General features: G+C 50.6%; 17 protein-coding genes and 1 pseudogene. 10 read left to right on the top strand and 8 right to left on the bottom strand.

The window, feature by feature from the left end; all coding sequences use genetic code 11:
- The first annotated feature begins 177 nt into the window (after positions 1-177).
- Complete coding sequence (locus tag AC1RVX_RS24925; RefSeq protein ID WP_493219273.1) at positions 178-1,209, top strand: thioredoxin family protein; 1,032 nt, start codon at positions 178-180, stop codon at positions 1,207-1,209.
- Between the two features lie 515 nt (positions 1,210-1,724).
- Positions 1,725-3,308, top strand: a complete 1,584-nt coding sequence (locus AC1RVX_RS24920) for a glycoside hydrolase family 28 protein (protein WP_493219272.1) — start codon at positions 1,725-1,727, stop codon at positions 3,306-3,308.
- Positions 3,309-3,603: 295 nt separating this feature from the next.
- Here the strand turns inward: AC1RVX_RS24920 and AC1RVX_RS24915 are convergent, their stop codons facing one another.
- From AC1RVX_RS24915 to AC1RVX_RS24895, 5 genes are all read right to left on the bottom strand, one after another.
- On the bottom strand, positions 3,604-4,221 hold the full coding sequence (locus AC1RVX_RS24915; protein ID WP_493219271.1) for a DJ-1/PfpI family protein: 618 nt from the start codon (positions 4,219-4,221) through the stop codon (positions 3,604-3,606).
- Positions 4,222-4,271: 50 nt separating this feature from the next.
- A complete protein-coding gene (gene cynS / locus AC1RVX_RS24910) occupies positions 4,272-4,715 on the bottom strand; it encodes a cyanase (protein ID WP_493219390.1) in 444 nt (147 codons plus the stop codon).
- Positions 4,716-4,947: 232 nt separating this feature from the next.
- Positions 4,948-8,127: a di-heme oxidoredictase family protein gene (locus AC1RVX_RS24905; RefSeq protein WP_493219389.1), complete on the bottom strand. Its 3,180-nt coding sequence runs from the start codon at positions 8,125-8,127 to the stop codon at positions 4,948-4,950.
- A gap of 1,292 nt (positions 8,128-9,419) precedes the next feature.
- Positions 9,420-11,636 carry an OsmC domain/YcaO domain-containing protein gene (locus tag AC1RVX_RS24900; protein WP_493219270.1) on the bottom strand — a complete coding sequence of 739 codons (2,217 nt, stop codon included), beginning with the start codon at positions 11,634-11,636 and terminating at the stop codon, positions 9,420-9,422.
- A 133-nt stretch (positions 11,637-11,769) separates the two neighbouring features.
- The gene (locus AC1RVX_RS24895; protein ID WP_493219269.1) at positions 11,770-12,690 is read right to left on the bottom strand and encodes a LysR family transcriptional regulator; all 921 of its coding nucleotides are present in this window, start codon (positions 12,688-12,690) and stop codon (positions 11,770-11,772) included.
- A 114-nt stretch (positions 12,691-12,804) separates the two neighbouring features.
- Here AC1RVX_RS24895 and leuC point away from each other — a divergent pair, with 114 nt between their 5' ends.
- The 7 genes from leuC (at position 12,805) to AC1RVX_RS24860 (ending at position 19,776) form a co-directional block, all read left to right on the top strand.
- Complete coding sequence (gene leuC, locus AC1RVX_RS24890; protein WP_493219268.1) at positions 12,805-14,235, top strand: 3-isopropylmalate dehydratase large subunit; 1,431 nt, start codon at positions 12,805-12,807, stop codon at positions 14,233-14,235.
- Complete coding sequence (gene leuD, locus AC1RVX_RS24885) at positions 14,232-14,870, top strand: 3-isopropylmalate dehydratase small subunit (RefSeq protein ID WP_493219267.1); 639 nt, start codon at positions 14,232-14,234, stop codon at positions 14,868-14,870. The genes leuC and leuD overlap by 4 nt, the downstream gene beginning before the upstream one ends.
- Before the next feature lie 76 nt (positions 14,871-14,946).
- Positions 14,947-16,269: a 2-hydroxycarboxylate transporter family protein gene (locus AC1RVX_RS24880; protein WP_493219266.1), complete on the top strand. Its 1,323-nt coding sequence runs from the start codon at positions 14,947-14,949 to the stop codon at positions 16,267-16,269.
- A 29-nt stretch (positions 16,270-16,298) separates the two neighbouring features.
- Positions 16,299-17,387 carry an alpha/beta fold hydrolase gene (locus tag AC1RVX_RS24875; RefSeq protein ID WP_493219265.1) on the top strand — a complete coding sequence of 363 codons (1,089 nt, stop codon included), beginning with the start codon at positions 16,299-16,301 and terminating at the stop codon, positions 17,385-17,387.
- 506 nt (positions 17,388-17,893) lie between these two features.
- Complete coding sequence (locus tag AC1RVX_RS24870) at positions 17,894-18,493, top strand: helix-turn-helix domain-containing protein (RefSeq protein WP_493219264.1); 600 nt, start codon at positions 17,894-17,896, stop codon at positions 18,491-18,493.
- A gap of 9 nt (positions 18,494-18,502) precedes the next feature.
- Entirely contained in the window at positions 18,503-18,967 is a 465-nt protein-coding gene (locus AC1RVX_RS24865; protein ID WP_493219263.1) for a GNAT family N-acetyltransferase, read from the top strand.
- A gap of 176 nt (positions 18,968-19,143) precedes the next feature.
- Positions 19,144-19,776, top strand: coding sequence for a LysE family translocator (locus tag AC1RVX_RS24860; protein WP_493219262.1), 633 nt, complete (start codon positions 19,144-19,146; stop codon positions 19,774-19,776).
- A gap of 522 nt (positions 19,777-20,298) precedes the next feature.
- On the opposite strand, the gene AC1RVX_RS24855 is transcribed toward AC1RVX_RS24860, so the two are convergent.
- From AC1RVX_RS24855 to AC1RVX_RS24845, 3 genes and pseudogenes are all read right to left on the bottom strand, one after another.
- Positions 20,299-20,736 (bottom strand): GNAT family acetyltransferase, encoded by a 438-nt coding sequence (locus tag AC1RVX_RS24855; protein ID WP_493219261.1) that lies wholly within the window; start codon positions 20,734-20,736, stop codon positions 20,299-20,301.
- 335 nt (positions 20,737-21,071) lie between these two features.
- Positions 21,072-21,770, bottom strand: a complete 699-nt coding sequence (locus AC1RVX_RS24850; protein WP_493219260.1) for a hypothetical protein — start codon at positions 21,768-21,770, stop codon at positions 21,072-21,074.
- 417 nt (positions 21,771-22,187) lie between these two features.
- Positions 22,188-22,637 (bottom strand): annotated as a pseudogene (locus tag AC1RVX_RS24845) (OsmC family protein); the annotation flags it as partial.
- A gap of 536 nt (positions 22,638-23,173) precedes the next feature.
- On the opposite strand from AC1RVX_RS24845, the gene AC1RVX_RS24840 reads away from it, so the two are divergent.
- Positions 23,174-23,417, top strand: a 244-nt coding sequence (locus tag AC1RVX_RS24840) for a hypothetical protein (RefSeq protein ID WP_493219259.1), incomplete at its 3' end; no start/stop codon positions are given.

The raw sequence follows: 23,417 nt of genomic DNA, 5'->3' as shown, positions 1-23,417 counted from the left end.
GTCAGAGACGTCCAGTCTTGAGCTATCCCGGGAATCAGAAGCCATCGTTGTAACATGAATGAAAAAGGAATTCTCATGCTGCTTTTTTTTACCTCTCTATTTCGCAAACACTTACATCGCTGGTTCGCTAGCAGTACTCTCATCGCAGTTGGTCTCGGTGTTGCGATGCTCACCAACATGTCCGCGGCCGACGAGGCAAACAACAACGCGATGAAATCGCATGGTGCCATCCCCACCAATAATTTGCCGGTCCTTGGACAGCTCCCTTCTCTCGGCGGCGCATCGGCGTGGCTGAATTCGCCACCGCTCGATTCACCACAATTACGCGGCAAGGTCGTGTTGGTCGATTTCTGGACTTATTCCTGCATAAACTGCATCCGCACGCTGCCACACGTACGCGCCTGGGCAGAGAAATACCGTAATCAGGGTCTGGTCGTGATCGGCGTGCACACACCAGAATTTGACTTCGAAAAAGACACGGCAAATATCAGGAAAGCGATTACGCGCTTCAAGATCGATTACCCAATTGCTGTCGACAGCGAACATCACATCTGGAACGCTTTCCGTAACAACGCGTGGCCAGTCTTCTACTTCGTCGATGCGCAGGGTCGAATCAGGGCGCGTCTTGCTGGTGAAGGCAACTACGACAAGGCTGAAACCGTCATCCAGTCCTTATTGGCCGAAGCCGGCAGGTCCAATGCTGCGGTCGCACTGACAATACCGCAGGCCAGCGCCGAACAGGCGGTGCCGGATATCGCACATCTTCGTTCCGGCGAAACTTACGTCGGTTATGAGCAAGCATCGAATTTCACTTCAACCAGCGGCCTGAAAAAAGATGTCGCCTACGATTACGTGATGAATGTGCCACATTTGAATGAATGGAGCCTGGCGGGCAACTGGACTGTTGGTGCAGAACGTGCAAACCTTAACCGGGCGGATGGCAGTATTGTGTATCGCTTCAACGCGCGTGATTTGCATCTGGTTCTTGGGCCAGGTGCGGACGGCATGCCGGTACATTTTCAAGTCAGGATCGATGGTCATGCACCTGGCGCAGATCACGGTTCGGATACCGATGCAGAAGGCAACGGCATCGTTACCGAAGCGCGTCTTTATCAGCTCGTGCGCCAATCCGGCAAGGTCAAAGAGTGCACGTTCGAAATTCGTTTTCTTGGCGCAGGCGTCGGTGCATTTGCATTCACATTTGGCTGAACACGGGAATATTTTTATCTGGACAATAATTATTGTTTTCCTGTGCTTTCAATTACGTGAAATTTAAAAGCCTGAAAAGTCGATTTTTGACATGATTATGCTTCTGAGCGCAACAAGCTTACGCTTTCATTGACGCGTCACAACTACATCCTTCAAGATATTGTTGCTTTTTGTGGACCGAACAGTTTGTAGGCAATCGCGAAGTCGGGTATTGCGGAATTTTTTTAAAGCATTAAGCAACACGACCAACACTTTTCAGCAAGTTGGCGCATTGGTGATTTTTGATAATTCACTTGTGTATACTATCTTTTTTTGAATCCATAGCGCGTGCAGTCGGAAGTGCGCGAACAAAGGAATTCAGATTAATCAAAATAGCAACTGGATTCAGTCATTTTCACAATTTTTGTCTTCAGGTAAATGCGTGATTATTTGCGTGGGTAACATTTATTAATTTTTGTGAATAATTTTGTGAATATTTACTGGCGCATTCAAATCAGCAATATTTGGAGACAAACATGAAAAAAATCAGAAATAGGCAGCTCCCTGCTATCGGCATTATTTGCTCGGCATTGATGCATATTTTCCCAATGACCGCACAAGCATCTTCCGCCACTTCCGTGACGACGCAGTGGGGCACGGTATTTGAACCGGCGCTACCTGCAACAGTGTGTAAAACATTGACGGCGACCTTGACACCGGTAGCTGGTTCGTTGGATGCTGCTGACGCTAATCCTGCGAATTCCAAACCAGACGCCATTCGTATTCAGGCCGCTATCAACAGTTGTGCTGCGGGACAGGCCGTGAAGCTTACGAAAGGCTCTGCCGGACAATCGGCATTTTTGAGCGGTCCGTTGACGATAAAGTCGGGCGTGAGCTTATGGATCGATTCCGGCGTAACCTTGTTTGGCTCGCGTAACCCAGCCGATTATGACAATGGCATTGGCACATGCGGTACCGCAACAGTGGCCAATACAAAATCATGCAATCCATTGATTTCAGTCAGTGGCACCAGCAATAGCAGCATCGTGGGTGACGGTATTATCGACGGGCGCGGCGGTAGTCTGCTTACCAATGGTCCCAATGCCAAACAGCGCTCATGGTGGGATGTGGCTTACCAAAACAAGACAGCTGGTCTGTATCAGCAAAATCCTAAAATTTTGCAAGTGACCGGCGGCAGCAACTTCACGATGTACAACACCACTTTTCAAAATTCACCCAATTTTCACATCGTCACTTCCGGCGTGACTGGCGTCACTGCCTGGGGCATCAAGATATTATCCCCCAGCATCGTGTATTCCAAAGCCAATTATGCTTGTCCCACTGGCGCAACACCCGATGTATTGACGCCAGCAACCTGCTTTACACCAGGCACGGTAAAAAATACAGATGGCTTTGATCCTGGCCAGTCAAGCAATGTGTTATTGGCGTATTCGTATATCAGCACAGGTGATGACGACGTGGCGATCAAGGCGCATAACGGTGCACTGAGCCAGAATCACACCTATGCTCATAATCATTTCTACTACGGACACGGGATGTCGATGGGCAGTGAGACCGACTCAGGCATTAGTAATGTGGTCGTGAACTACCTGACAATAGACGGACAGAATGCATCCAATAGCTCGGGCCTGCACATCAAGTCATATGCTGGCGCAGGTGGCGTGGTAGATAACGTGACCTACAACCACGTGTGTATGCGCAATATGCAGACGCCGATTGTGTTTGACCCTTTTTATAAGACCTCAAACACCGGGCCATTTCCTAGTTTTACCAATATCAAACTCAAATCCGTCCATAGCTTGGGAAGTACGAAATACGCAGGCGGCACGGTGCTCTTTAATGGCTACGAGGTCAATGGGCAAAATAATCCATTGACAGTGAGCCTCGATAACGTCGTATTCGATGGTGCACAACCGACCGTAACAGCAGACTCGGCCCACTTCACTTTCGGCCCAGGAGCAGTAAGCTTCTCCAACAGTATCGTACCATCCACCACAAAAGATGTGACCGTATCCGGTGTACCTGGAACGAGCACGCCATTTGATTGCAGTACTGCTTTCGTCAAACTGAACACTGTGATGCCAACTTCGCCGTTTTGATTCTTGTAGGGCAGGTGAAATTCGCGCCGGACGGCCATTTACTTCATTGATCATGCATCGCCATGATAGTGATGATTAATGTGGTCGTACGGTACAGGTCTCACCCGCCCTGCTCCGGATATGTCATGAGCAAATGTAGACAATCATGTTGAGCATCTTAGCCAACAGAGACTATCTGCGCCGTACAACGTAGAACGCCAAGCCGCTGGAATGCAACAGCGTCAGATATCGTCAGATCAGTTAATTACTGGCATGCTGCGGCCAGGAATATACTAATTTTTTTAAACTGTTTTACTCAAACGCTTACCAACTGCTCTTTCAGGTAGGGCAAGATATTTCGCATCGCGCGCGACACGTAATCCTCTTTTTCACCTACTGGAGCGACATAATGCAGTGCACTTTCTGCTGCTTCGATACCTTCCATACGTGCAATAATCCAGGCGGCAAGATAAGGTGACGCCATGCATCCTCCAGCGGTAGCGACGTTGCCTCTGGCAAAAAAAGGTTGGTTCAGCACGTCAATGCCAGCTTCCTGGACCCACGGTTTGGTGGTCAGATCGGTACATGCTGGCACCCTGTCGAGCAGGCCGAGCTTGGCCAGGATGAGCGTGCCGGAACATTGTGCGGCCAGCAATTGTCTGGTCGGATCAAGCCGTAACTGCGCCATCAACGATGCGTTGGCGACGACTTCACGTGTTTGCATGCCGCTGCCCACAATAACTGCATCGGCAGCACTTGCCTCATCAAGAGAGACATGTGATTCGATGACGACACCATTCATCGACCTGACGCGTGCCGCAGGACTGGCAATCGACACGCGCCAGTCTGGCTTCTTGACACGATTGAGGACACCAAGGGCAATCAGGGAATCGAGTTCGTTGAAACCTTCAAAGGTGAGAATAGCGATATGCATGATTTCGTCTTTCTGTGTTCCTGTGTTCCTGTGTAACTAAGCTTGAGAAATCAGTACTGTTTGTAAGGGAGGAACTTGCCACTCATGACGATGCGTACACGGTCACCATTTGGGTCGTTTTCGCGCTGCAAATCCATCTTGAAGTCAATGGCGCTCATGATGCCGTCGCCAAACTCTTCGTGAATGAGGGCTTTGAACGTGGTTCCATAAACATTGACCATCTCGTAGAAGCGATAGATGAGCGGGTCAGTTGGGACCGTGGTGGGTAAAGAACCCTTGTACGGTGTAACGGTCAGCCACTTGGTTTCTTCCTCAGTCAGGCCGAATATGCTTGCGATAACGTCTGCTTGCTCCTTACTCAAGGTCATTTGCCCCAGACAGGCAGCAGTGACCCATTCCTTGCTAAGTCCGACTTTGGCAGCGACATCCGACCACTGAATACCAAGGGATACTTTAGCGGCGATAATTTTTTCTGTAACCATGAGTCTGTTCATCATAAATTCCTTTGAGAAATGTCAGGATGGAGATTAGTACTGGTCAAAACAATGCTGTCTGCCTGAATAAACCGGGTTGTGACGAGATATCATATGGCCTACTGTCAATACAATCAAATAATTGTATGGATACAGTCATCAACATTGGGCCAGCCTTGGCCACATAAATCAATGATAACCACTGCTGAGCAGACAAACTGCTCAGCAGTCAACATCATGAAAAACTACCCAATCAAAGCGACTTCAAGAAGGCCAGCAAGGCTTCCCTGTCTGTCGCGGACAAGCTCTGGAAACGTTGACGTGCACGATCTGCCTCACCACCATGCCACATTATCGCTTCAGTCAGGTTACGGGCACGACCATCATGCAGGTAACCAACTTTACTGCTGTTGCCCATGACTTTGTCGGTATAGCCTATTCCCCACAAGGGTGAAGTGCGCCACATATTGCCCAGTGCCTGGCCTTCGACCAGTTTGTCGGCCAGACCTGTGCCCATGTCATGCAGCAGCAAATCTGTGTAAGGCCGTATGGTCTGGTTGCGCAATTCTGCTAAAAGATGACCCGATCCTGTCTTCATCTCAACCGTATGGCAAGCCGCGCAACGCATACCCTGAAACAGCTTGGCACCGGCACTGACCTGTTGCGCATCAATGCGGTGTTCATCCAGCGGCGCTACACCTTTAGGGAAACCACTGGCAATACTGCGTTGTGCTGGTACAGCAATCAGCGCAAGATAACGCGAGATCGATTGCAGATCAGCTTCCGAGATACCTTGCTGAGGTGTTGCAGCAGCGCATCCGGCAGGATCAGTCGTACAGCTACGGTTAGGGTAAGGCGCGGAAGTCACACCCATGTCCGCCAACAGTGCAGCCGCCGCCTGGTGACGCAGGGTTGCCTTGGATGCCTTCCAGCCAAAACGACCCAGGCGAACAGCACCGGTTTCAGGTTCAAAGACAAAGTTGGCCACACCCAAGACACCATCTGCATCCGGCGCAGTACGGGCACGGGCCAGGATGTCGGCTTCTGGTATCGCTTCGAGCAAGCCCATGCCTATCATCGGTTGGGCAGCACGCAGCGAATAGACAGCCGGCACTGCACCTTCGAACGCCAGTGTTGGCTTGCGTAATTCAACCACAGTGCCATCTGCCAGCTTGCTTGTATTGGTTTCAAATCCGGCCACGTTAACATTGGTACCCCAATTTTGCGGCACGCCGGTCGTCGAAAAGGCGTTCATCTGAACCGCGCTGCCATACTGCGGGTGCGGCAACTGCTGCCCCGCTGCATTCACCGTCGCCACACGCACGGACATACTGTCCAGACGCTGGTTGACGGCCGTTGGTGCCACACTGCGGCCATTGTTCACATGGCAGGCTATACAGGCAGACTGGTTGAAACGTGGCCCCTGTAAGCCTACAGCCGCAAGATAGCGATCATTGCCTGGCTCATTATGCTCACCTGTGGTGAAGTTGGTGTGTACCAGGCGGCGGCCTTCAACAAAGCGCTGGATGTTTTGCATACCCGTATTGTTATGCGGTTGCTGGAACATGAACAGAGCATTGTCCGAATAATTGTAGGATACCGAACCCTGGCCACCCGACAAAGTCTCATCCGGCAGCGGTACTGAATTCAAACGTGGCTGCACACCATACCAGGGTTTCAGGCCCGTCCCTACCACATAAATCCACTCGGATGAGTAATAGCGCACACCACCACTATCACCTTTCGCAGCCATGCCATCCGGTGTCGAAAACATCGACGGTGATACTTCAATCACATCCCCCGCAACCAGCGGACGCGCCGGAATATTATTACCATTCGGGAAGCCATTTGCATCCAGATCACCATGCCCTGGATATTCCTTGACGCGCAAGGTACAGGCACCATTGACACCATCAACGCTCGCCAGTTTGCCATTGGCCGGGTAAGGAACCGGCTTGCAGATAGCGACACTGCGATCGACCAGTTCACCCGGGTTCATCCAGCCATAACCAGTCACACCGACGCGATCAAAACCGCGGAAGAAGGCAACACCACCGGGTAAAAAGTCTACGGTATTATATTGATTGACGGTGAGCGTCGGTTTGGTCACACCCGCCACGCGGCTATTGTCTAATATCTCAAAACCCCAGGTGCGATTTTTAAAATATTGAGGAACGAAAGTCAGATAATTACCGGGCCCTTTATCAACCGGCAAGCCCGTCACCGGATCGACAGTCTCATTCGGGCCATAACCAATTTCATTCCATTCTTCACCACGTTCGCGACCATGGCGGGCCAGACCGCGCGCACCAAAGCGCGTCACCAGCGTGCCATCGGGCAGGGTGAACTGCAGCGTTTCCAGCGGCTCGGCGGCAGCAGGCAATTGTGCCAGGCCACTGCCACTGGCCGGGAATTTCAGTGCCGATGTCGTAGCATTGGCTAGTGTGTTGTCGCTCCCCGGTGTCTTGAATTCCACTTCAAAAAGTGAGTACCCATATTGTGTAGCGCGTGCCACGCCTTGCAGACGGATGTAACGGGCATTGGCACCGAGATTAAAGAATTCTTCCGTGCCCCCTTTGCCGCCGCTGACATAGCGCAGTTGCGACCAGGTCTGACCATCATCCGACACACGCAACGCGTATTCTTTGCCGTAGGCGTTTTCCCAAACCAGCTTCATGTAGCCGACCGGCGTCTTGGCACCGAAGTCAAACTGTATCCAGGCCCCATCTTCAGATGTGCTGCTCCAGCGCGTATTCAGTTTGCCATCGATCGCCATTGCTGCCGACATGGCCTGGTTCTCCACTGCAGACGAGGTCGCCGCAATGGGTGTGACCGCAACGCCCGGTTTAGTCAGATCAACCTGTACCGGTTGCTGTGGATCTGTGCCCGGTTGCGACACAACTGGCGCACCCGAAAACGCCTGGATTTCGATAATGGAATAACCGTATTGCGTAGCACGCTTGATACCCTTCATGCGCAAATAACGCCCCTGCCCGCTGAGCCCGGTCAAGTCTTCTGTACCCCCCTGGCTATTGTCCACGGTCTTGATCGTGGTCCAATCCGCATTGTTGTCAGAGACTTGCAACAAATATTGTGTAGCGTGAGCGTTTTCCCATTCTATGTGCACGCGGTTGATGGTTACCGAGTTGCCGAAATCCAGTGTCAGGTACTGATCATCAGTAAATCCGCTACTCCAGCGCGTGGTTTCATTGTGATCAATCGCCGCAGCAGCAGACAGGTCACCACGCTCCATCGAACTGGCACTGGCGCTCACCGGCGTCAGCGCGGTTTCTGTCGCGGGTGCAGCTTGCGGTGGCGCTGCCGTGGGCGTATTGCTTGCGCCATTCTGGGTGGCAGAATTAGCGGTGCTGGAACCACCGCAGCCTGCCAGTTGTAAACAGAGTAGAGACGACGCCAGACAGATGGTCGTCATGCGTGCGGATATTATTTTCACGTAGAACTCCTGGTTGGTACCTTAATCAATCTTGATGGTGCATTTTTGTGCGACATCTTTAGAACTGACAAAAAACTGCTCCAGAGGCGTTGCAGCGACTAGCCGTACTAAAGTCGTTACTTTTTCCTGGACAATTTTTCGTAAGCCCTGCTTCTTGATCCTGTGACGCATGCTTGTGGATGCACACGAATACTGAGCCGCGTGTAATGCGACGAATTCAAAAAATTGAAGTAAGGTTAGGTATCTTTGTTTATCGAAGCGCCACAGTACCCAGTCGCCACACGGCTTGCAAGCCTGTAAAAGCAGACGTGCAACGTACCAGAAGTGAATTAAAGTCGCCCTGAAATGAGGCGTGGCTCATCTCAATTTTTGTCAATGAACTGACAGATTTGGTCAGTTCCAGCATCATTCAATGACGACGCCGAACGCAAAGTGATGACGTGAAATGGAATCTTTTCCATTTCTTAGACTTAATTTTTCAATGATGAATAGCCATTGAAGTACCAGGACGCAGGCTTCTTTTTCGTTCAATGCGACAACCGGGATGGGGACATATTTCTGACAGAAATTCATTTGCCATCATGGCAACCATGAAGGGGGTGAGCAGTGGGGATTGCCCGCAAATAAAATGGAGAAATAAAAGAGCTAATGTATTACAGGTGATACAAATACGACGTTAGTGATGATGCGCCATTGCCGCTAGCAATACCCATCATATCTGGTGACAAAAAATGGCCGCAAGATGTACACGTCGATCCTGGATCAGACAAAATTTTGCACAAAAAAGTAAGTGGTATTAGCGCTCCGGCTATTTATGACAAATCTGTCAGAAACAAATTGATTTTTTTGTTACACAAAACTTACAAATGATGACACTCACAAAGTAGCGCGAGGAAAAGCGTGTATTTTTCTTCGCCGATATAATTATCTTCACTTCGTTTCGTCGACAGACAACATGCTTTCTGAAACCCTGCCCCCCCGGCGCTAACATAACAACAAAAACGCTACGAATAGTACGACCAGGTGCTACAACACAGCCAGAGATTTTGCGCAAATCCTGTTCAATAACAATTGCAATCCAGTCATAACTCATCAGCTTTACTGAATCTGGTGAACGGTAACAGTTGAAAGCAGCGTACCTTTCTCATACGCGTCGACTACGGCTGCGTTGCAAATGCTTGCGATAGCCCCGCTATCGCAAGCATCAGCATTGACCTTGCCATATCTTGCCCTGGTTCACCGGCCAGATGCCCTACACTTCCGCAACAAAGTTACGGCCCACTTACTGCCACCTTCGACCGCGCCATATGCAATTTTTTGTAGCTGTCGATCAAGCGCTGGTGCCTGTCTAGCCCCTCCAGTTTCATGCTCGCTGGCGTCAGGCCATAGAAGCGCACGCTGCCATCCACTGATCCGATTACCGCATCCATGCGCGGGTTGCCAAACATGCGGCGGAAATTGACCACATAATCATCCAGTTCCAACTCGTCATCCAGTGTCACTTCCAGCACTACATTCAGTGCCTGATAAAACAAGCCGCGCTCAACCGTGTTGTCGTTGTATTGCAGGAAGGTTTCGACCAGCTCTTTCGCCTCTTCAAACTGCTGCAAGGCGAGATTGATCAGCAGCTTCAATTCCACGACGGTGAGCTGGCCCCAGACCGTGTTCTCGTCAAATTCTATGCCTATCAGAGTGGCGATGTCGCTGTACTCGTCGAGTTCATTATTCTCCAGTCTATCGAGCAGGTCTTCCAGTTGCCCATCATCCAGCGTATGCAAATTCAAGATATCAGTGCGGAACAACAAGGCCTTGTTGGTGTTATCCCAGATCAAATCTTCAACCGGATAAACTTCAGAATAACCCGGCACCAGAATACGGCAAGCCGTTGCACCTAACTGGTCATACACCGCTACGTAGACTTCGTTACCCATTTCCTTGAGTATGCCGAACAAAGTTGCGGCTTCATCCACATTGGAGTTTTCACCCTGGCCTGAGAAATCCCATTCAACAAAATCAAAATCTGATTTGGCACTGAAAAAGCGCCATGACACCACACCGCTGGAATCGATGAAATGTTCAACAAAGTTATTTGGCTCAGTCACCGCATTACTGACAAAGGTTGGCTGAGGCAAATCATTCAGTCCTTCAAAACTGCGGCCTTGCAGCAATTCCGTCAGGCTACGTTCCAGCGCCACCTCTAAACTGGGATGCGCGCCGAAAGAGGCAAACACACCGCCTGTGCGCGGGTTCATCAAGGTGACGCACATCACTGGGTAAACACCGCCCAGCGACGCATCTTTCACCAGCACCGGGAAGCCCTGCTCTTCCAGCACCTGTATGCCGGCCAGAATGCCAGGGTATTTCGCCAGCACTTCTTGCGGCACATCCGGCAAGGCCATTTCACCTTCCAGAATTTCGCGTTTGACGGCACGTTCAAAAATTTCGGACAGACATTGCACCTGCGCTTCGGCCAGTGTATTACCGGCACTCATGCCATTGCTGGCGAACAGGTTTTCGATCAGGTTGGATGGAAAATACACGACCTCGCCATCTGACTGCCGTACATAAGGCAGCGAACAAATGCCGCGCTCTGCATTGCCAGAATTGGTATCGACCAAGTGAGAGCCGCGCAGCTCGCCATCGGGGTCATAAATCTCCAGACAATACTCATCCAATATGCCCTTAGGCAGCGCATCTTTTTTGCCAGGCTTGAACCAGCGCTCTTCCGGGTAATGCACAAACGCCGCATTGGCAATATCTTCGCCCCAGAACGAACCCGCATAAAAATGGTTGCAACTCAGGCGCTCGATATACTCACCCAGGGCAGACGCCAACGCGCTTTCCTTGGTTGCGCCCTTGCCGTTGGTAAAACACATGGGCGAGTGCGCATCGCGGATATGCAGCGACCACACATTCGGAATCAGATTACGCCACGAAGCAATTTCAATCTTGATACCCAGACCCGCCAGCAAGCCGGACATATTGGCGATGGTTTGCTCCAAGGGCAAATCCTTGCCCAGGATGTAGGTAGATGTAGAGGTCGCCGCATCCGCGGTCGGGTTCAAGGTCAACAAGGCCTGCGCATCGGCATCCAGATTCTCGACCTCTTCAATCACAAATTCCGGCCCGGCCTGCACGACTTTTTTGACCGTGCAGCGGTCGATGGAACGCAAAATACCTTCGCGGTCTTTGGCAGAAATATCCGCAGGCAACTCGACCTGTATCTTGAAAATTTGCGCGTAACGGTTTTCCGGATCAACAATATTATTCTGCGACAGCCGGATATGCTCAGTAGGGATATTGCGGGTATTGCAATACAACTTCACAAAATAAGCCGCACACAAGGCCGACGAAGCCAAAAAGTAATCAAAAGGACCAGGTGCCGAACCATCCCCCTTATAACGGATAGGCTGGTCAGCCACCACCGTAAAATCATCGAACTTGGCTTCAAGACGAAGCTTATCGAGAAAGTTAACCTTAATTTCCATGGGGGGAGTTCCAAAATAGTGTTCAAAATCGCGTAGGCGGTATTATCCGTCTTTTCTGGCGTGGGCGGGCAGCAAAGCTTGTTGAGCGGCGCGTTCGTGGTGCAGTTGATATCACCCGCCCATTCGACCTCCTCTACCATGCAGTATTGACGCCGTCCTGCGAGCGATATTGCCTGAAATATTTTTCCAGGTGGCTCACAAATGCCAGCACCTTGGCAGAAAGGTTGTTCTTCATTGGATAAACAGCGTGAATGTCCGCATTGGGGAGTTTCCAGTCGCTTAACACTTCACGAAGCCGCCCAGATTGCAAATAGGGGGCAACATTCCAGTCTGAGCGCAGCAATATGCCCTGCCCCTGCAATGCCCAACTAACTGCTGATTCGCCGTCATTGGTCGACACCGTACCACGAACCTTTACCGTTGCCTGTGTACTCGCATTATGCAGATGCCAGGTGCCATAAGTCTCATCACTTTCCCGAATGATGATACAGCGGTGGCGTTGCAGATCAGTCGGCGTCAGCGGTATGCCGTGGCGTTCAAGATAGATGGGTGACGCACACAAGAGGCGTCGGTTACTGGCGATTTTTTTTGAGGTGATCCTGGCGTCAGGGACTTCACCAAATCGTATGCAGACATCAAAGCCATCATCGGACAGATTGACGGGTCTGTCTGTCAACTGCATTTGCACCTCAACATCCGGGTAGACTTCCACGAAACCTGCTATTGCGGGTGCAATGAATTGCCTGCCAAAACCAAAGCTGGCATTAACGCGCAGCAGCCCTTTAGGGACAGCCTTGCTGCTTGAAAGGCGTAGCTCCAGCTCTTCAAGTGCCGCCAGGATTTTTTGGCCCTCAGCCAGATATAACTCGCCCTCGGGCGTCACAACAGCCCGTCTGGTGGTCCGGTTCAGCAAGCGTATGCTGAGGCGCGCTTCCAGATTAGCCAGTCGCCTGCTCACGGCGGCAGTGGATACGCCAAGTTCCTGCGCGGCACCCGAGAGCGTCCCGGCTTTCACAATTTCCATGAAGAAAGCGACATCAGATACAGAGCTCATTTTTGCGTTTAAGTTAAAGACAGTTTAATTTTCAAGCCATTGTAAATCAATTCGCAATAAATTAACTTATCCCCCAGAAGAGTTACATCCGCATTCAACTTACTGGAGACTTGAATGACTGAATTGCCAACGACAGCAAAAACCCTATATCAAAAGCTGGCGGAAACCCATACGGTGGCCCGCCTTGACGAACAGAACGTGCTGCTCTATGCGGATCTGCACATTATGAATGAATACACCAGTCCCCAGGCATTTGCAGGGCTAGCCCATGCAGGCAGAAAAGCTGCCCAGCCTGGCCAAAATGTTGCTGTGGTCGATCACATTATTCCCACCCATCCGCTGGCAATTCGAACAATTAATGAGCCAAATTCTGCATTGCAGGCGTCAAACCTGAAGCGCAATTGCGATTTCCATGGCATCCCCTTGTTTGATACCAATGACCGCTTCCAGGGTATCGAGCATGTCATCACCCCCGAACTTGGTATGGTCAGACCCGGCATGGTGATACTTTGTGGCGATAGCCATACCACCACCTATGGTGCCTTTGGCGCTCTGGGCTTTGGGATTGGTACTTCTGAAGTAGAACATGTCCTGGCCACACAAACACTGGTCTATCGCCTTGCACAAGACATGCGCATACATGTCGCAGGCCGCTTGCCCGCAGGCACGACGGCGAAAGACCTGATCTTGCTGATCATTGGGCAAATTGGCGCGCAGGGCGCACGGGGTTATGTTGTTGAATTCTATGGAGAAGCGATAACGTCGCTGTCAATGGAAGCGCGCATGACCCTTTGCAATATGGCTGTCGAAGCTGGTGCCCGCGGCGCACTCATCGCACCTGATGCCACGACCATTGAGTATGTGAAGGCACATTGCCCTGACATGGTGGGCGATATGCTGGCCATGGCACAAGCGGACTGGGCCGATTTATATAGCGACGAGGATGCCTGCTTCGACCTTGAGCTGCATTTTGATGCGAACGAAGTAGAGCCCTATGTCACCTGGGGTACCAGCCCGGACCAGGCAATTCCAATCACAGCTCGCATCCCGGAAATGCCGACGGACACCAGCAACACCCTGCATCACAGCATGGAACGTGCGCTTCATTACACCGGTTTGCGTGCTGGCGAAAGCGTGGAAGGCTTGCCAGTGGACTTTGTCTTTATTGGATCTTGTACCAATGCGCGCATCGAAGACTTGCGTGCTGTCGCCGAGGTTATCAAAGGACGCTATGTTGCCCCTTCCGTTCGCGCCATGATCGTGCCAGGGTCTGGCGAAGTCCGCCGGCAGGCAGAAGCTGAAGGTCTTGCCAGGCTTTTCATTGATGCCGGGTTTGAATGGCGCCAGCCAGGTTGCTCCATGTGCCTGGCCATGAATGACGATGTATTGAGTCCGGGTCAACGCTGTGCGTCTACCACCAACCGTAATTTTGAAGGCCGCCAGGGTCGTGGTGCCATTACCCACCTCATGAGCCCGGCAATGGCCGCGGCGGCCGCTGTGACCGGCCACATTACTGATGTACGCAAATTAGGAGTTCAAGCATGATTGTTCAAACCCGAATCGAAGGTGTTGCCGCACCCTTGCCGGTCGCCAACCTGGACACTGATCAAATCATGCCCAAGCAATTCCTGCTGAGAATCGACAAGGCAGGTTTGGCCAAAGGGCTGCTCTACGATATGCGCTTTGACCTGAATGGAAATATTCGCCCTGAATGTGTACTTAACCGGGCTGAATACGCTGGCACAAGAATATTGGTAGGCGGCCCCAATTTCGGTTGTGGTTCCAGCCGCGAACATGCGGTCTGGGGCCTGCAACAGTATGGAATCGAAGCAGTCATTGCCCCCAGCTTTGGAGAAATATTCTATTCCAACGCGATGAACAACAAGCTCATGCTGGTGGCACTTGCACAGACTGATATTGACTTGCTTCTTACTGATGTCACCAGCCCTTCAGACAAGCATGTCCAGATCGATGTCGAGACCATGACGGTACACAGTAAAAGCCTGACAGCTTCATTCTCACTATCTGAGCGTCATCGTCGCATGTTCCTCGAAGGTCTGGATATGGTGGGCGCAACACTGACCATGCAAGAACAAATTCAGGACTTTGCAACCAGCCATTGGCAGCAACGCCCATGGCTAAAAAATCTGGCAAACAAGACCAGAAACAGCCTGACGTAAAAAACGTAAATAGCCCCAGGCAGACGACATGACCAGATAGTCATCCGGCGCGATATTAAAAATAATGGAGACAAAAATGCATATAGAAACAGCTTTTCCTGGTGAACCAGTGGTATCAGGCTTTTGGAACAAGTCGATGGCGATCCGTATCGGGCCACTACCGCTGCCGGTGTATATCGTATTGGCGGCAATCACTATCGCCGCCGCCATCAATCACCGTTTACCGAATGACTTGATAGGTGGTTTGGCAGTCATGATGTTATCGGGCTTCTTGCTCGGCGACCTGGGCAACAGAATTCCGGTAATTAAACACATAGGTGGATCAGCCATCCTCTGCCTGTTCGTGCCTTCAGCACTGCTTGGCTACAATCTGTTTGACCAGGATATGCACAAGGCGCTCGCGACAGCAATGAAGACAGCAAACCTTCAATATCTTTACATTGCCTGCCTGGTCGTCGGCAGCATACTTGGCATGAGCCACAAGGTACTGATTCAGGGTTTCATGCGCATGTTCATTCCGCTGCTGGTCGGTACCGTTGCCGCAGTCGGTGCAGGTTTGGTCGTCGGCATGTTGTTGGGTTATGAAATGAAACATGTCTTCTTCTACATCATCATTCCCATTCTTGGCGGCGGAATTGGTGAAGGCATTCTTCCCTTATCCATTGCTTATTCAGAAATCACGGTAACACCACAAGCACAAATTGTCGCCACCCTTATCCCAGCTGCGCTGATCGGCAACGTGGTGGCAATTTTATTGGCCGGTGCCCTGAGCTGGTTTGGCAAGAAGCGTCCGCAATTGAGCGGTAATGGCATCCTGGTACGGGGCGGCAATGACCAGGAATTACTCGCCAGACAGAACGAAGCGCCACTCAACATCAGCCTGATGGGGGCTGGCCTGTTGCTGACCTGCGCATTCTTTATTTTGGGTTCGTTACTGGCACCAGTGACCGGCATCCCTGGTCCTGTCCTGATGATCATCGCTGCTGCCCTGGTCAAGCTCAGCAAGATCATGCCAGCGAATATGGAACTTGGCGCTTACCAGATGTACCGGTTCATGACGAGCAATCTGACATTTGCGATATTGGTGGGGCTGGGGACATTATTTGTTCCGTGGAACCAGATGGTCAATGCCCTCAGCTTTTCATATTTCGTGGTCTGCGCTTCCATCGTTTTGGCGATGGTCGCAAGTGGGTTTGGCATTGGCTTTCTGATGAAAATGTATCCGGTTGAATCAGCAATCGTCACTGCATGCCATAGTGGGCTTGGCGGAACGGGTGACGTGGCTATCCTGTCTGCCTCCAATCGCATGGAGATGATGCCTTTTGCGCAAATTTCCACCCGCATCGGCGGTGCATCAATGATCGTCATGGCGACGATATTGATGAAAATTTTTAATTAAAGCAAATGAGAAAAATCCAGGAGACTGCCATGTCAGAACTTGAAAACACAATACAACCGACCGCCGTAAAAGCAAAGCCTGAAGCGAGTAAAATCGATAACCGCAGAAGAAGTCTGCTGGTCGGTGCAGTATCGGCAGCAACGCTTTCATTACCCAGTAAAGGATACCCGGTGGAAAAAACATCCAGCTTATACCCTGCGAATGCATCAGTATCTTCACAAGAATCAGCAACAGCCATGATGTTCCCTGGCTTCAAGAGCTGCACGCTTAAAACAAGCGGTACCACTATCCAAGCACTTGTGGGTGGCCAAGGCCCTGCACTTCTGCTGCTCCACGGTCATCCACAAACACTGGCCTGCTGGCACAAAATCGCGCCGGCATTGGCGCAGCATTTTACGGTGGTACTTACCGACCTGCGCGGATATGGTGATTCTGGCAAACCAGAAGGCGGTGAAAATCACATAGGGTATTCGAAGCGGCTCATGGCGCTTGACCAGGTTGAAGTCATGCAGCAGTTGGGTTTTTCAAGCTTCCAGGTAGCTGGTCACGACCGTGGCGGGCGTGTTGTCCACCGTATGTTGCTTGATCATCCAGACGTGATAGAACGCGCTGCCCTCCTGGATATCGCCCCTACTGCCACCATGTATGCATCCACCAACATGGCATTTGCAAGCCGTTACGTCTGGTGGTTCTTCCTGATTCAACCGGCACCCTTACCAGAAAAACTGATAGGCTCCAATCTGGAATTTTATCTGGAACACCACATAAGCAAGCAAAACAAGACGCCGGGCGCAATCACGCCCCAAGCCTATGCGGAATATCGTCGCTGCTACACTGTCGAAACCCTGCATGCAGTCTGCGAAGATTATCGGGCCGCAGCATCCATTGACCTGGAACATGATGCCGCCGATGCGGACAGGAAAATCCGGTCACCCTTGCTTGTCTTGTGGGGCAACAAGGGTGTCGTTGGCAACACCTATGATGTGCTGAAGACCTGGCGAGAAAAATCCGTCGATGGCGCAGTCAGCGGTGGTGCACTGCCATGTGGACACTATTTGCCAGAAGAAGCGCCTGAACAGACACTGAATGCGTTTATGCAATTCTTCCGTAAAAACTGAAGGAAAATTTTTGCGTCACTTTGATCACAGAGAAGAAAGTTGGTCGGGCCTACATCGCTAAATGCTTGATTTGAATGTACAGCAACACGCTTTCGCTATACGTGCGGCCCACTCGATGGCCTCCTTGCTGGTAGGAAGCTCTAGTACAGTGAATCCACCATTGAGTGGAGGTCCCCATGAGTAGCCTCCCTCAGCGACGGCACCATTGTGCCGACGCCAGAACGGGCGCTACAGTTTCATCAATACCGCCGGCGAAAATGTAGACGCCCGCTTCCTTCGCCTCGCGTATCACGTCATGGGCGCCTCGCCCCACTACCTCCGTCTCACTGTCGGGTAGTGCTTGGTAATGTTTCAGACACAACAATCAATCAAATCCGGTATGTGCGTCAAACAGCATCTCATGACTTTGTGTGGGATATTTTTTGATTAAGGACCTTGACGACGGTCGGTCACACGCTACAACGTCGCTTGACACCACATCCAACATATTGGAAAATACATCCAGTATGAAAGAAACCACATCTCCCCATCAGCAGTTAGACATTAACCAGCGCATCGCGGACCGGATTACATCCTTGCGCGCCGAACGCGGGCTGTCGCTGGACGCGCTGGCAAAAAAGAGTGATGTCAGCCGCTCCATGATTTCGCTGATAGAACGCTGCGAAACCAGTCCCACTGCCGTGGTACTAGACAAATTGGCATTTGGGCTGGGTGTCACGCTGGCGTCCTTGTTTGAAGCGCCGCAGCCAAACGCCAGCCCAGTAGTGCGGCAGGCCGAGCAGTTGCAGTGGACCGATCCGCAGTCCGGTTACACACGGCGCAATATTTCGCCGCCCCACTTCCGTTCGCCCCTGCAGATTGTCCAGATCGATTTTCCGGCTGGTGCCACAGTGGCCTATGAGGCGGGACTGCGCGAGGTCGGCATCCACCAGCAAGTATGGGTTCTGGAGGGCTGTATGGAATTCGTTGTTGATGGCAACCGCCATGTCTTGCAAGCGGGCGATTGTCTGGCAATGCAAGAGAATCAACGCATTGTTTTTCAGAACCCCAGCAAGCAGCCTGCGCGCTATGTCGTGGTTATCAATACCGGATTACTCACTTCCTGAAGGTGCACCATGCATATTTCTTTTGAATCACCCAACCAAGCCGATGCCATCGCTCTGATCACCGAGCTGGATGCCTACCAAAGCGCGCTCTATCCGCCCGAAAGCCACCATGCACTGGACCTGACATCGGTTGCAGAGCAGGGACTTTTGTTTGTGGTGGCACGGGACGAGGCGAAGCAGGCCGTCGGATGTGGTGCCGTGGTTTTGTCCGCAGAATACGGAGAACTCAAGCGCATGTATGTCCGCCCCCAGCAACGTGGATATGGACTGGCGAAAAAAATACTGCACACCTTGGAGGCAGCGGCTATTGCATCCGGTTGCAGCATGATGAAATTGGAAAGCGGACCATACCAGCTTGAAGCACTTGGCCTGTACGCGAACTGTGGCTATGAGCGTTGCAGCCGCTTTGGTGGATATGCCGATGATCCCCTCAGCGTATTCATGCAAAAGAAACTCGTGAAACCTCATGATTGAAACCTGGAAACTTGGCGTACTGCTTAGAAGATTGGCCAGCATGGTTGCAAACCGTACTGTGCCGATGACGCTGTTCAGACGCTCGCTCCAGCGATGCCACTATTTAAAGGTGGCAGCTAAGATTTCGACGACATTCACGTCACATCTCATTTAATTCGTCAACAAGGAGTCAGACCATGCAACATCTCCCCGAACTGATTGGCATAGCCACGACAATGACCATAGGTATCGTCAGTCCAGGGCCCAGCTTTGTCATGGTTGCCCGCACAGCAGCAAGCGTGGGGCGACTCAATGGCCTTTTGGCAGCACTTGGGATGGGTGTGGGAGGGATGGTTTTTTCGGTCGCATCTTTACTCGGGCTACATGGCGTCTTGCTTGCAGTACCGTCGTTGTACTTGCTGTTAAAAGTCGGAGGTGGTCTATATCTGATCTATCTTGGGATACGTATCTGGCTCGGTGCCCGCACTATACAGGTCGCTGAAATCCAGGCAAGTTCACTTGCCCCAGTATCATCTCGATTTCTGCTCTTGGGCCTTACCACGCAACTTAGTAATCCCAAAACAGCAATTGTTTCTGCCAGCGTATTTGCTGCTTTTTTGCCATCGGATGCTTCTTTCGTTTTTAAGATCATCATTGTGTCTCTGGTCTTTCTGATAGAGGCAGGTTGGTACACACTTGTAGCGCTGGTTTTGTCCTCGACCGGCCCCCGAAATGTGTATCTGTGCTGGAAGGCATGGATAGACCGGACTGCCGGTGGTGTCATGGCTGCCCTTGGTATCAAATTGGTGACTTCATACGAAAGCCTTTGAATCCCAAAACTGATTGACTCATGGCCGTAGCCACAGCTTGCGGAAATCCATCCAGCCGCTACCCAGTGCATTGTTGAATTTATAGGCTAGATCAGTTCAATACATGCAGGTGGCGGCTTTATATGAGAAACCGTGACTACTTTGAAATGAGAAAAAGCGGTTTTAGCCCACGGGTACTGACGGAGGATAATCATTGCAGCACTGGGGAATGAAATGAGATACTTTGCCATGATCTTTTTTCTTCAAGGATTTTGTGCTTAGCGATAAGGGCAATGTACCGTGACTGGACACAGTAAAGTTGGTCGGACTTGGCTTCACCATGCAAGCAGTTGAAAGCTCAAGAACAAAGTTGGTCGCGTAGCGCAGGACCGCAATCGACTCATTGCAGACGTTCGCTCCAATTAATACCTGCCGTTCAAGGTTTGACTTAAGCGGCCTGCCGAAGGCAGGTCCGCTTGAAGGAAGGGTTAGGCGTCGGGTTGCTGGCGCGCCGAGGTGCACGAAAGATTTTGCGTGACACTGCTACGTACCGGTGATATTTTCAGGGATGCGCTTCCCCATGCTGACACGCTTCTCGACCGTGTAGCCCAGTGACTCGTAGAACCCGCCCACACTCTCATTGTCGCTCATGATCTGAAGATTGATCTTCATGCAACCCCGCATGGTCAACGCCTGTTCTGCATGGCGGACCAGCGCTGAGCCGAGGCCTCTTTGTCGATGTGAAGGATGCACAGCCACCGAGTATAGCCAGCCGCGATGCCCGTCGTATCCGGCGAGGATGGTGCCGACGATCTCTCCTTCAAGAAGGGCGATGAAGAACAGATCGTCATTGGCTTCCAACTTCTTGTCGATAGCAAGGCTCGGCGTGTTGTGCGCCGTTTCGTAGCCGAAGACCGTTTCCCAGAGATCAACGACTTGGCGCCTGTGAACTTCGTTCGAGTATGAAGTGATTGAGTGCATAAAGATATGAGGAGAGAGACGCCTAAGGTAATGTAATCCGCAAGGATAAAACAGCGACTGCGGGATACATTTCTCATAAAAAATTCTCGGAAGCGGCTTGCCTGCTCGTTTTGCGGCGTACGTACTGAATATTTTTACAGATATAAAAAAATCGTGAAACACCGCAGAAGCTTTACAACTTATTCTAGGCTAATCGGTTAATGAATGACTGTCAATCAAGTTACATTTTCCGACAAGGTATCGATCAAAATGTGAATGTCTGCATTGGAGCACTGGGGAATGAAATGAGATAGTTTTCCATGATCTTTTTTCTCCAAGGATTTTGTGCTTAGTGATCAACTGTATGGTACTAAAATCGCCTCTACCTTGCCGACAGTCAAATCAATCAATTTGCTCTCACCGTTTTCAAATCGTATCCAGGCACATGAGATTTTTATTCCTTCATGATAGGCAAATATTTCACCAATGCCAAAACGCTCATGGCGCACTCGCTGACCGATATTAAAAGGCACCTGGCTATTGTCCCGATTCTGCTTCAGTAGCTGGGTTTGATAGTAATGCCAGATATTCTCTTCTGGCCCGTTCTTGATGCGCTTGTATGCTCGCATCCAGGGCCACAGGAAATTATTGCTGCCGTCGCATTGCAGGCCGGGCATATCTTCACCTTGCCAGCTAATCACACCCCAGGTCGCCCCATGATTGCGACGGTAGACTTCACCAACATAGCTGCCGAACATTCTTGCAAATGTCTGTACCTTGTCATCATCCGGCAACATATTCGGTAAAGCTGCGTGGTACTGCGCCAGCATGGTTTCAATATGGACGATACTGGCATCGGTCCAATCCAGTTCATGCTGATACATCTCCCTCGAAAAGCGCAAAGCTTCTTGCGCTTGAAGTTTTGCATTTTCTTGGACCTTGAGGTCAGCAGTAAATATCGGCGCAGCAGCCTGAGTAGCTGTCATTGTTGGTTGAACTACCTCCGCCTCTTTGCTGGAATCCTTGCCGCCTAAGAGTTTCTTTAGCCAGTTCATTTGGTTTCGTTCAGTTTGGACGAGTAGTGTTCTAAATAAGATTACTGGATGCGGTTTGACCAGGCATACAAATAAGTAGATATTTATTCTTGTTATATATTCCGCTGCGGTACTGTCTGCTGCAATGCTGGATTACTTTGGCGTAGTGGAATGGGAATTTTAGCAGACGACGACTTCCTTTTCTTTATCGGACAGGTAACTAAAGGATGAGCAGGCTTTGCGACACGGTCAGGTAGTAGCAGGCCTGAAATCGCATGAGGAGGTGCTGGCAGAGATGCGGGTAACTTTTATGCTGCCTTGGGGAGTCAGTACAGGAGGCTTAAACTTATCTTGCTGGTCGCTGTGCTTGGGGATATTTCAGACACAACAATCAAATCCAAAATGTCGTAATGATAGACCTGACCCCGGCTTTGTAGAGGTCGCCGCATCTGCAGTCGGGTTCAAGGTCAACAGAGTCTGTGCATCAGCATCCAGGTTCTCGACCTCTTCAATCACAAATTCCGGCCCGGCCTGCACGACTTTTTTGACCGTGCAGCGGTCGATGGAACGCAAAATACCTTCGCGGTCTTTGGCAGAAATATCCGCAGGCAATTCGACCTGTATCTTGAAAATCTGCTGGTAACGGTTTTCCGGATCAACAATATTATTCTGCGACAGCCGGATATGTTCAGTAGGGATATTGCGGGTATTGCAATATAACTTCACAAAATAAGCCGCACACAAGGCAGATGAAGCCAAAAAATAATCAAAAGGACCAAGCGCAGAACCATCCCCCTTATAACGGATAGGCTGATCAGCCACCACCGTAAAATCATCGAACTTGGCTTCAAGACGAAGCTTATCGAGAAAGTTAACCTTAATTTCCATGGGGGAGTTCAAAAATAGTGTTCAAAATCGTGTAGGCGGTATTATCCGTCTTTTCTTGGGCGGGCAGGAAGGCTTGTTGGGCAGCCTCTTGATTTGCCCTGGACTTTGATTCGCTTTACTGGATAAATTGCGTTGATTGCGACCCACGCTTGGCAAGCTATCTGTGATCTATGTGCTTTGCCCGGCTGGTAGTGATTAAAAATCAAGAAATAAGGTTGACGGCATGATGCCAAGAATAGATACTTTTGCAAAGTCAGTGTCAAATGGCAGAAGGATTTGTACCGACGATTTCAATTATCTGGAGGGGGAGAAAATGGGGGAACGCTCTGAAATCGTAAAGGAAGCCAGTGTTCCAATTCGGGCGCCTTGCTCGCACTCATCCCTATTGATGAAATAAGTTCTAGAAGTGTTATGAGCTATTTTTTACCCTTATTTCGACTCAACCCCATAAACACTTACTCTTAAAAAAGCATTACTTGTAGCAAAATTGAATTTTGTGGTTCGTACAAAAAAATATTCATTCTTGAAAAATCGACATGAAAATTAGACATTATGTATTTGCCGCGGGTTTGACACTGGCACTTTTTGCATGTGGTGGTAGACAGGACACAACATTAGCTCCAGTGCCAGTACAGATATCAGTACAACCACCCGCTATCGATCCGGTCACGCCGATATTGGCTGGTCCTCGTGCAAACTACACAATCACCCAGACATCAACGGGGTATACGGTCACAGATACGGCAGGGGCAACGGGGATACAGACATTCGGCAGCAATA

Source organism: Undibacterium sp. GW821-FHT11B02, assembly GCF_058808955.1.
Note: the sequence above shows the minus strand (reverse complement) of the source record. Positions and strands in the feature narration are given on the sequence as shown.

What these genes read in the sequence shown, in the direction of transcription:
- AC1RVX_RS24925 (WP_493219273.1), top strand. Translation starts at nt 178, where the DNA reads ATGTCCGCGGCCGACGAGGCAAACAACAACGCGATGAAATCGCATGGT.
- AC1RVX_RS24920 (WP_493219272.1), top strand. Translation starts at nt 1,725, where the DNA reads ATGAAAAAAATCAGAAATAGGCAGCTCCCTGCTATCGGCATTATTTGC.
- AC1RVX_RS24915 (WP_493219271.1), bottom strand. Translation starts at nt 4,221, where the DNA reads ATGCATATCGCTATTCTCACCTTTGAAGGTTTCAACGAACTCGATTCC.
- cynS (WP_493219390.1), bottom strand. Translation starts at nt 4,715, where the DNA reads ATGAACAGACTCATGGTTACAGAAAAAATTATCGCCGCTAAAGTATCC.
- AC1RVX_RS24905 (WP_493219389.1), bottom strand. Translation starts at nt 8,127, where the DNA reads ATGACGACCATCTGTCTGGCGTCGTCTCTACTCTGTTTACAACTGGCA.
- AC1RVX_RS24900 (WP_493219270.1), bottom strand. Translation starts at nt 11,636, where the DNA reads ATGGAAATTAAGGTTAACTTTCTCGATAAGCTTCGTCTTGAAGCCAAG.
- AC1RVX_RS24895 (WP_493219269.1), bottom strand. Translation starts at nt 12,690, where the DNA reads ATGAGCTCTGTATCTGATGTCGCTTTCTTCATGGAAATTGTGAAAGCC.
- leuC (WP_493219268.1), top strand. Translation starts at nt 12,805, where the DNA reads ATGACTGAATTGCCAACGACAGCAAAAACCCTATATCAAAAGCTGGCG.
- leuD (WP_493219267.1), top strand. Translation starts at nt 14,232, where the DNA reads ATGATTGTTCAAACCCGAATCGAAGGTGTTGCCGCACCCTTGCCGGTC.
- AC1RVX_RS24880 (WP_493219266.1), top strand. Translation starts at nt 14,947, where the DNA reads ATGCATATAGAAACAGCTTTTCCTGGTGAACCAGTGGTATCAGGCTTT.
- AC1RVX_RS24875 (WP_493219265.1), top strand. Translation starts at nt 16,299, where the DNA reads ATGTCAGAACTTGAAAACACAATACAACCGACCGCCGTAAAAGCAAAG.
- AC1RVX_RS24870 (WP_493219264.1), top strand. Translation starts at nt 17,894, where the DNA reads ATGAAAGAAACCACATCTCCCCATCAGCAGTTAGACATTAACCAGCGC.
- AC1RVX_RS24865 (WP_493219263.1), top strand. Translation starts at nt 18,503, where the DNA reads ATGCATATTTCTTTTGAATCACCCAACCAAGCCGATGCCATCGCTCTG.
- AC1RVX_RS24860 (WP_493219262.1), top strand. Translation starts at nt 19,144, where the DNA reads ATGCAACATCTCCCCGAACTGATTGGCATAGCCACGACAATGACCATA.
- AC1RVX_RS24855 (WP_493219261.1), bottom strand. Translation starts at nt 20,736, where the DNA reads ATGCACTCAATCACTTCATACTCGAACGAAGTTCACAGGCGCCAAGTC.
- AC1RVX_RS24850 (WP_493219260.1), bottom strand. Translation starts at nt 21,770, where the DNA reads ATGAACTGGCTAAAGAAACTCTTAGGCGGCAAGGATTCCAGCAAAGAG.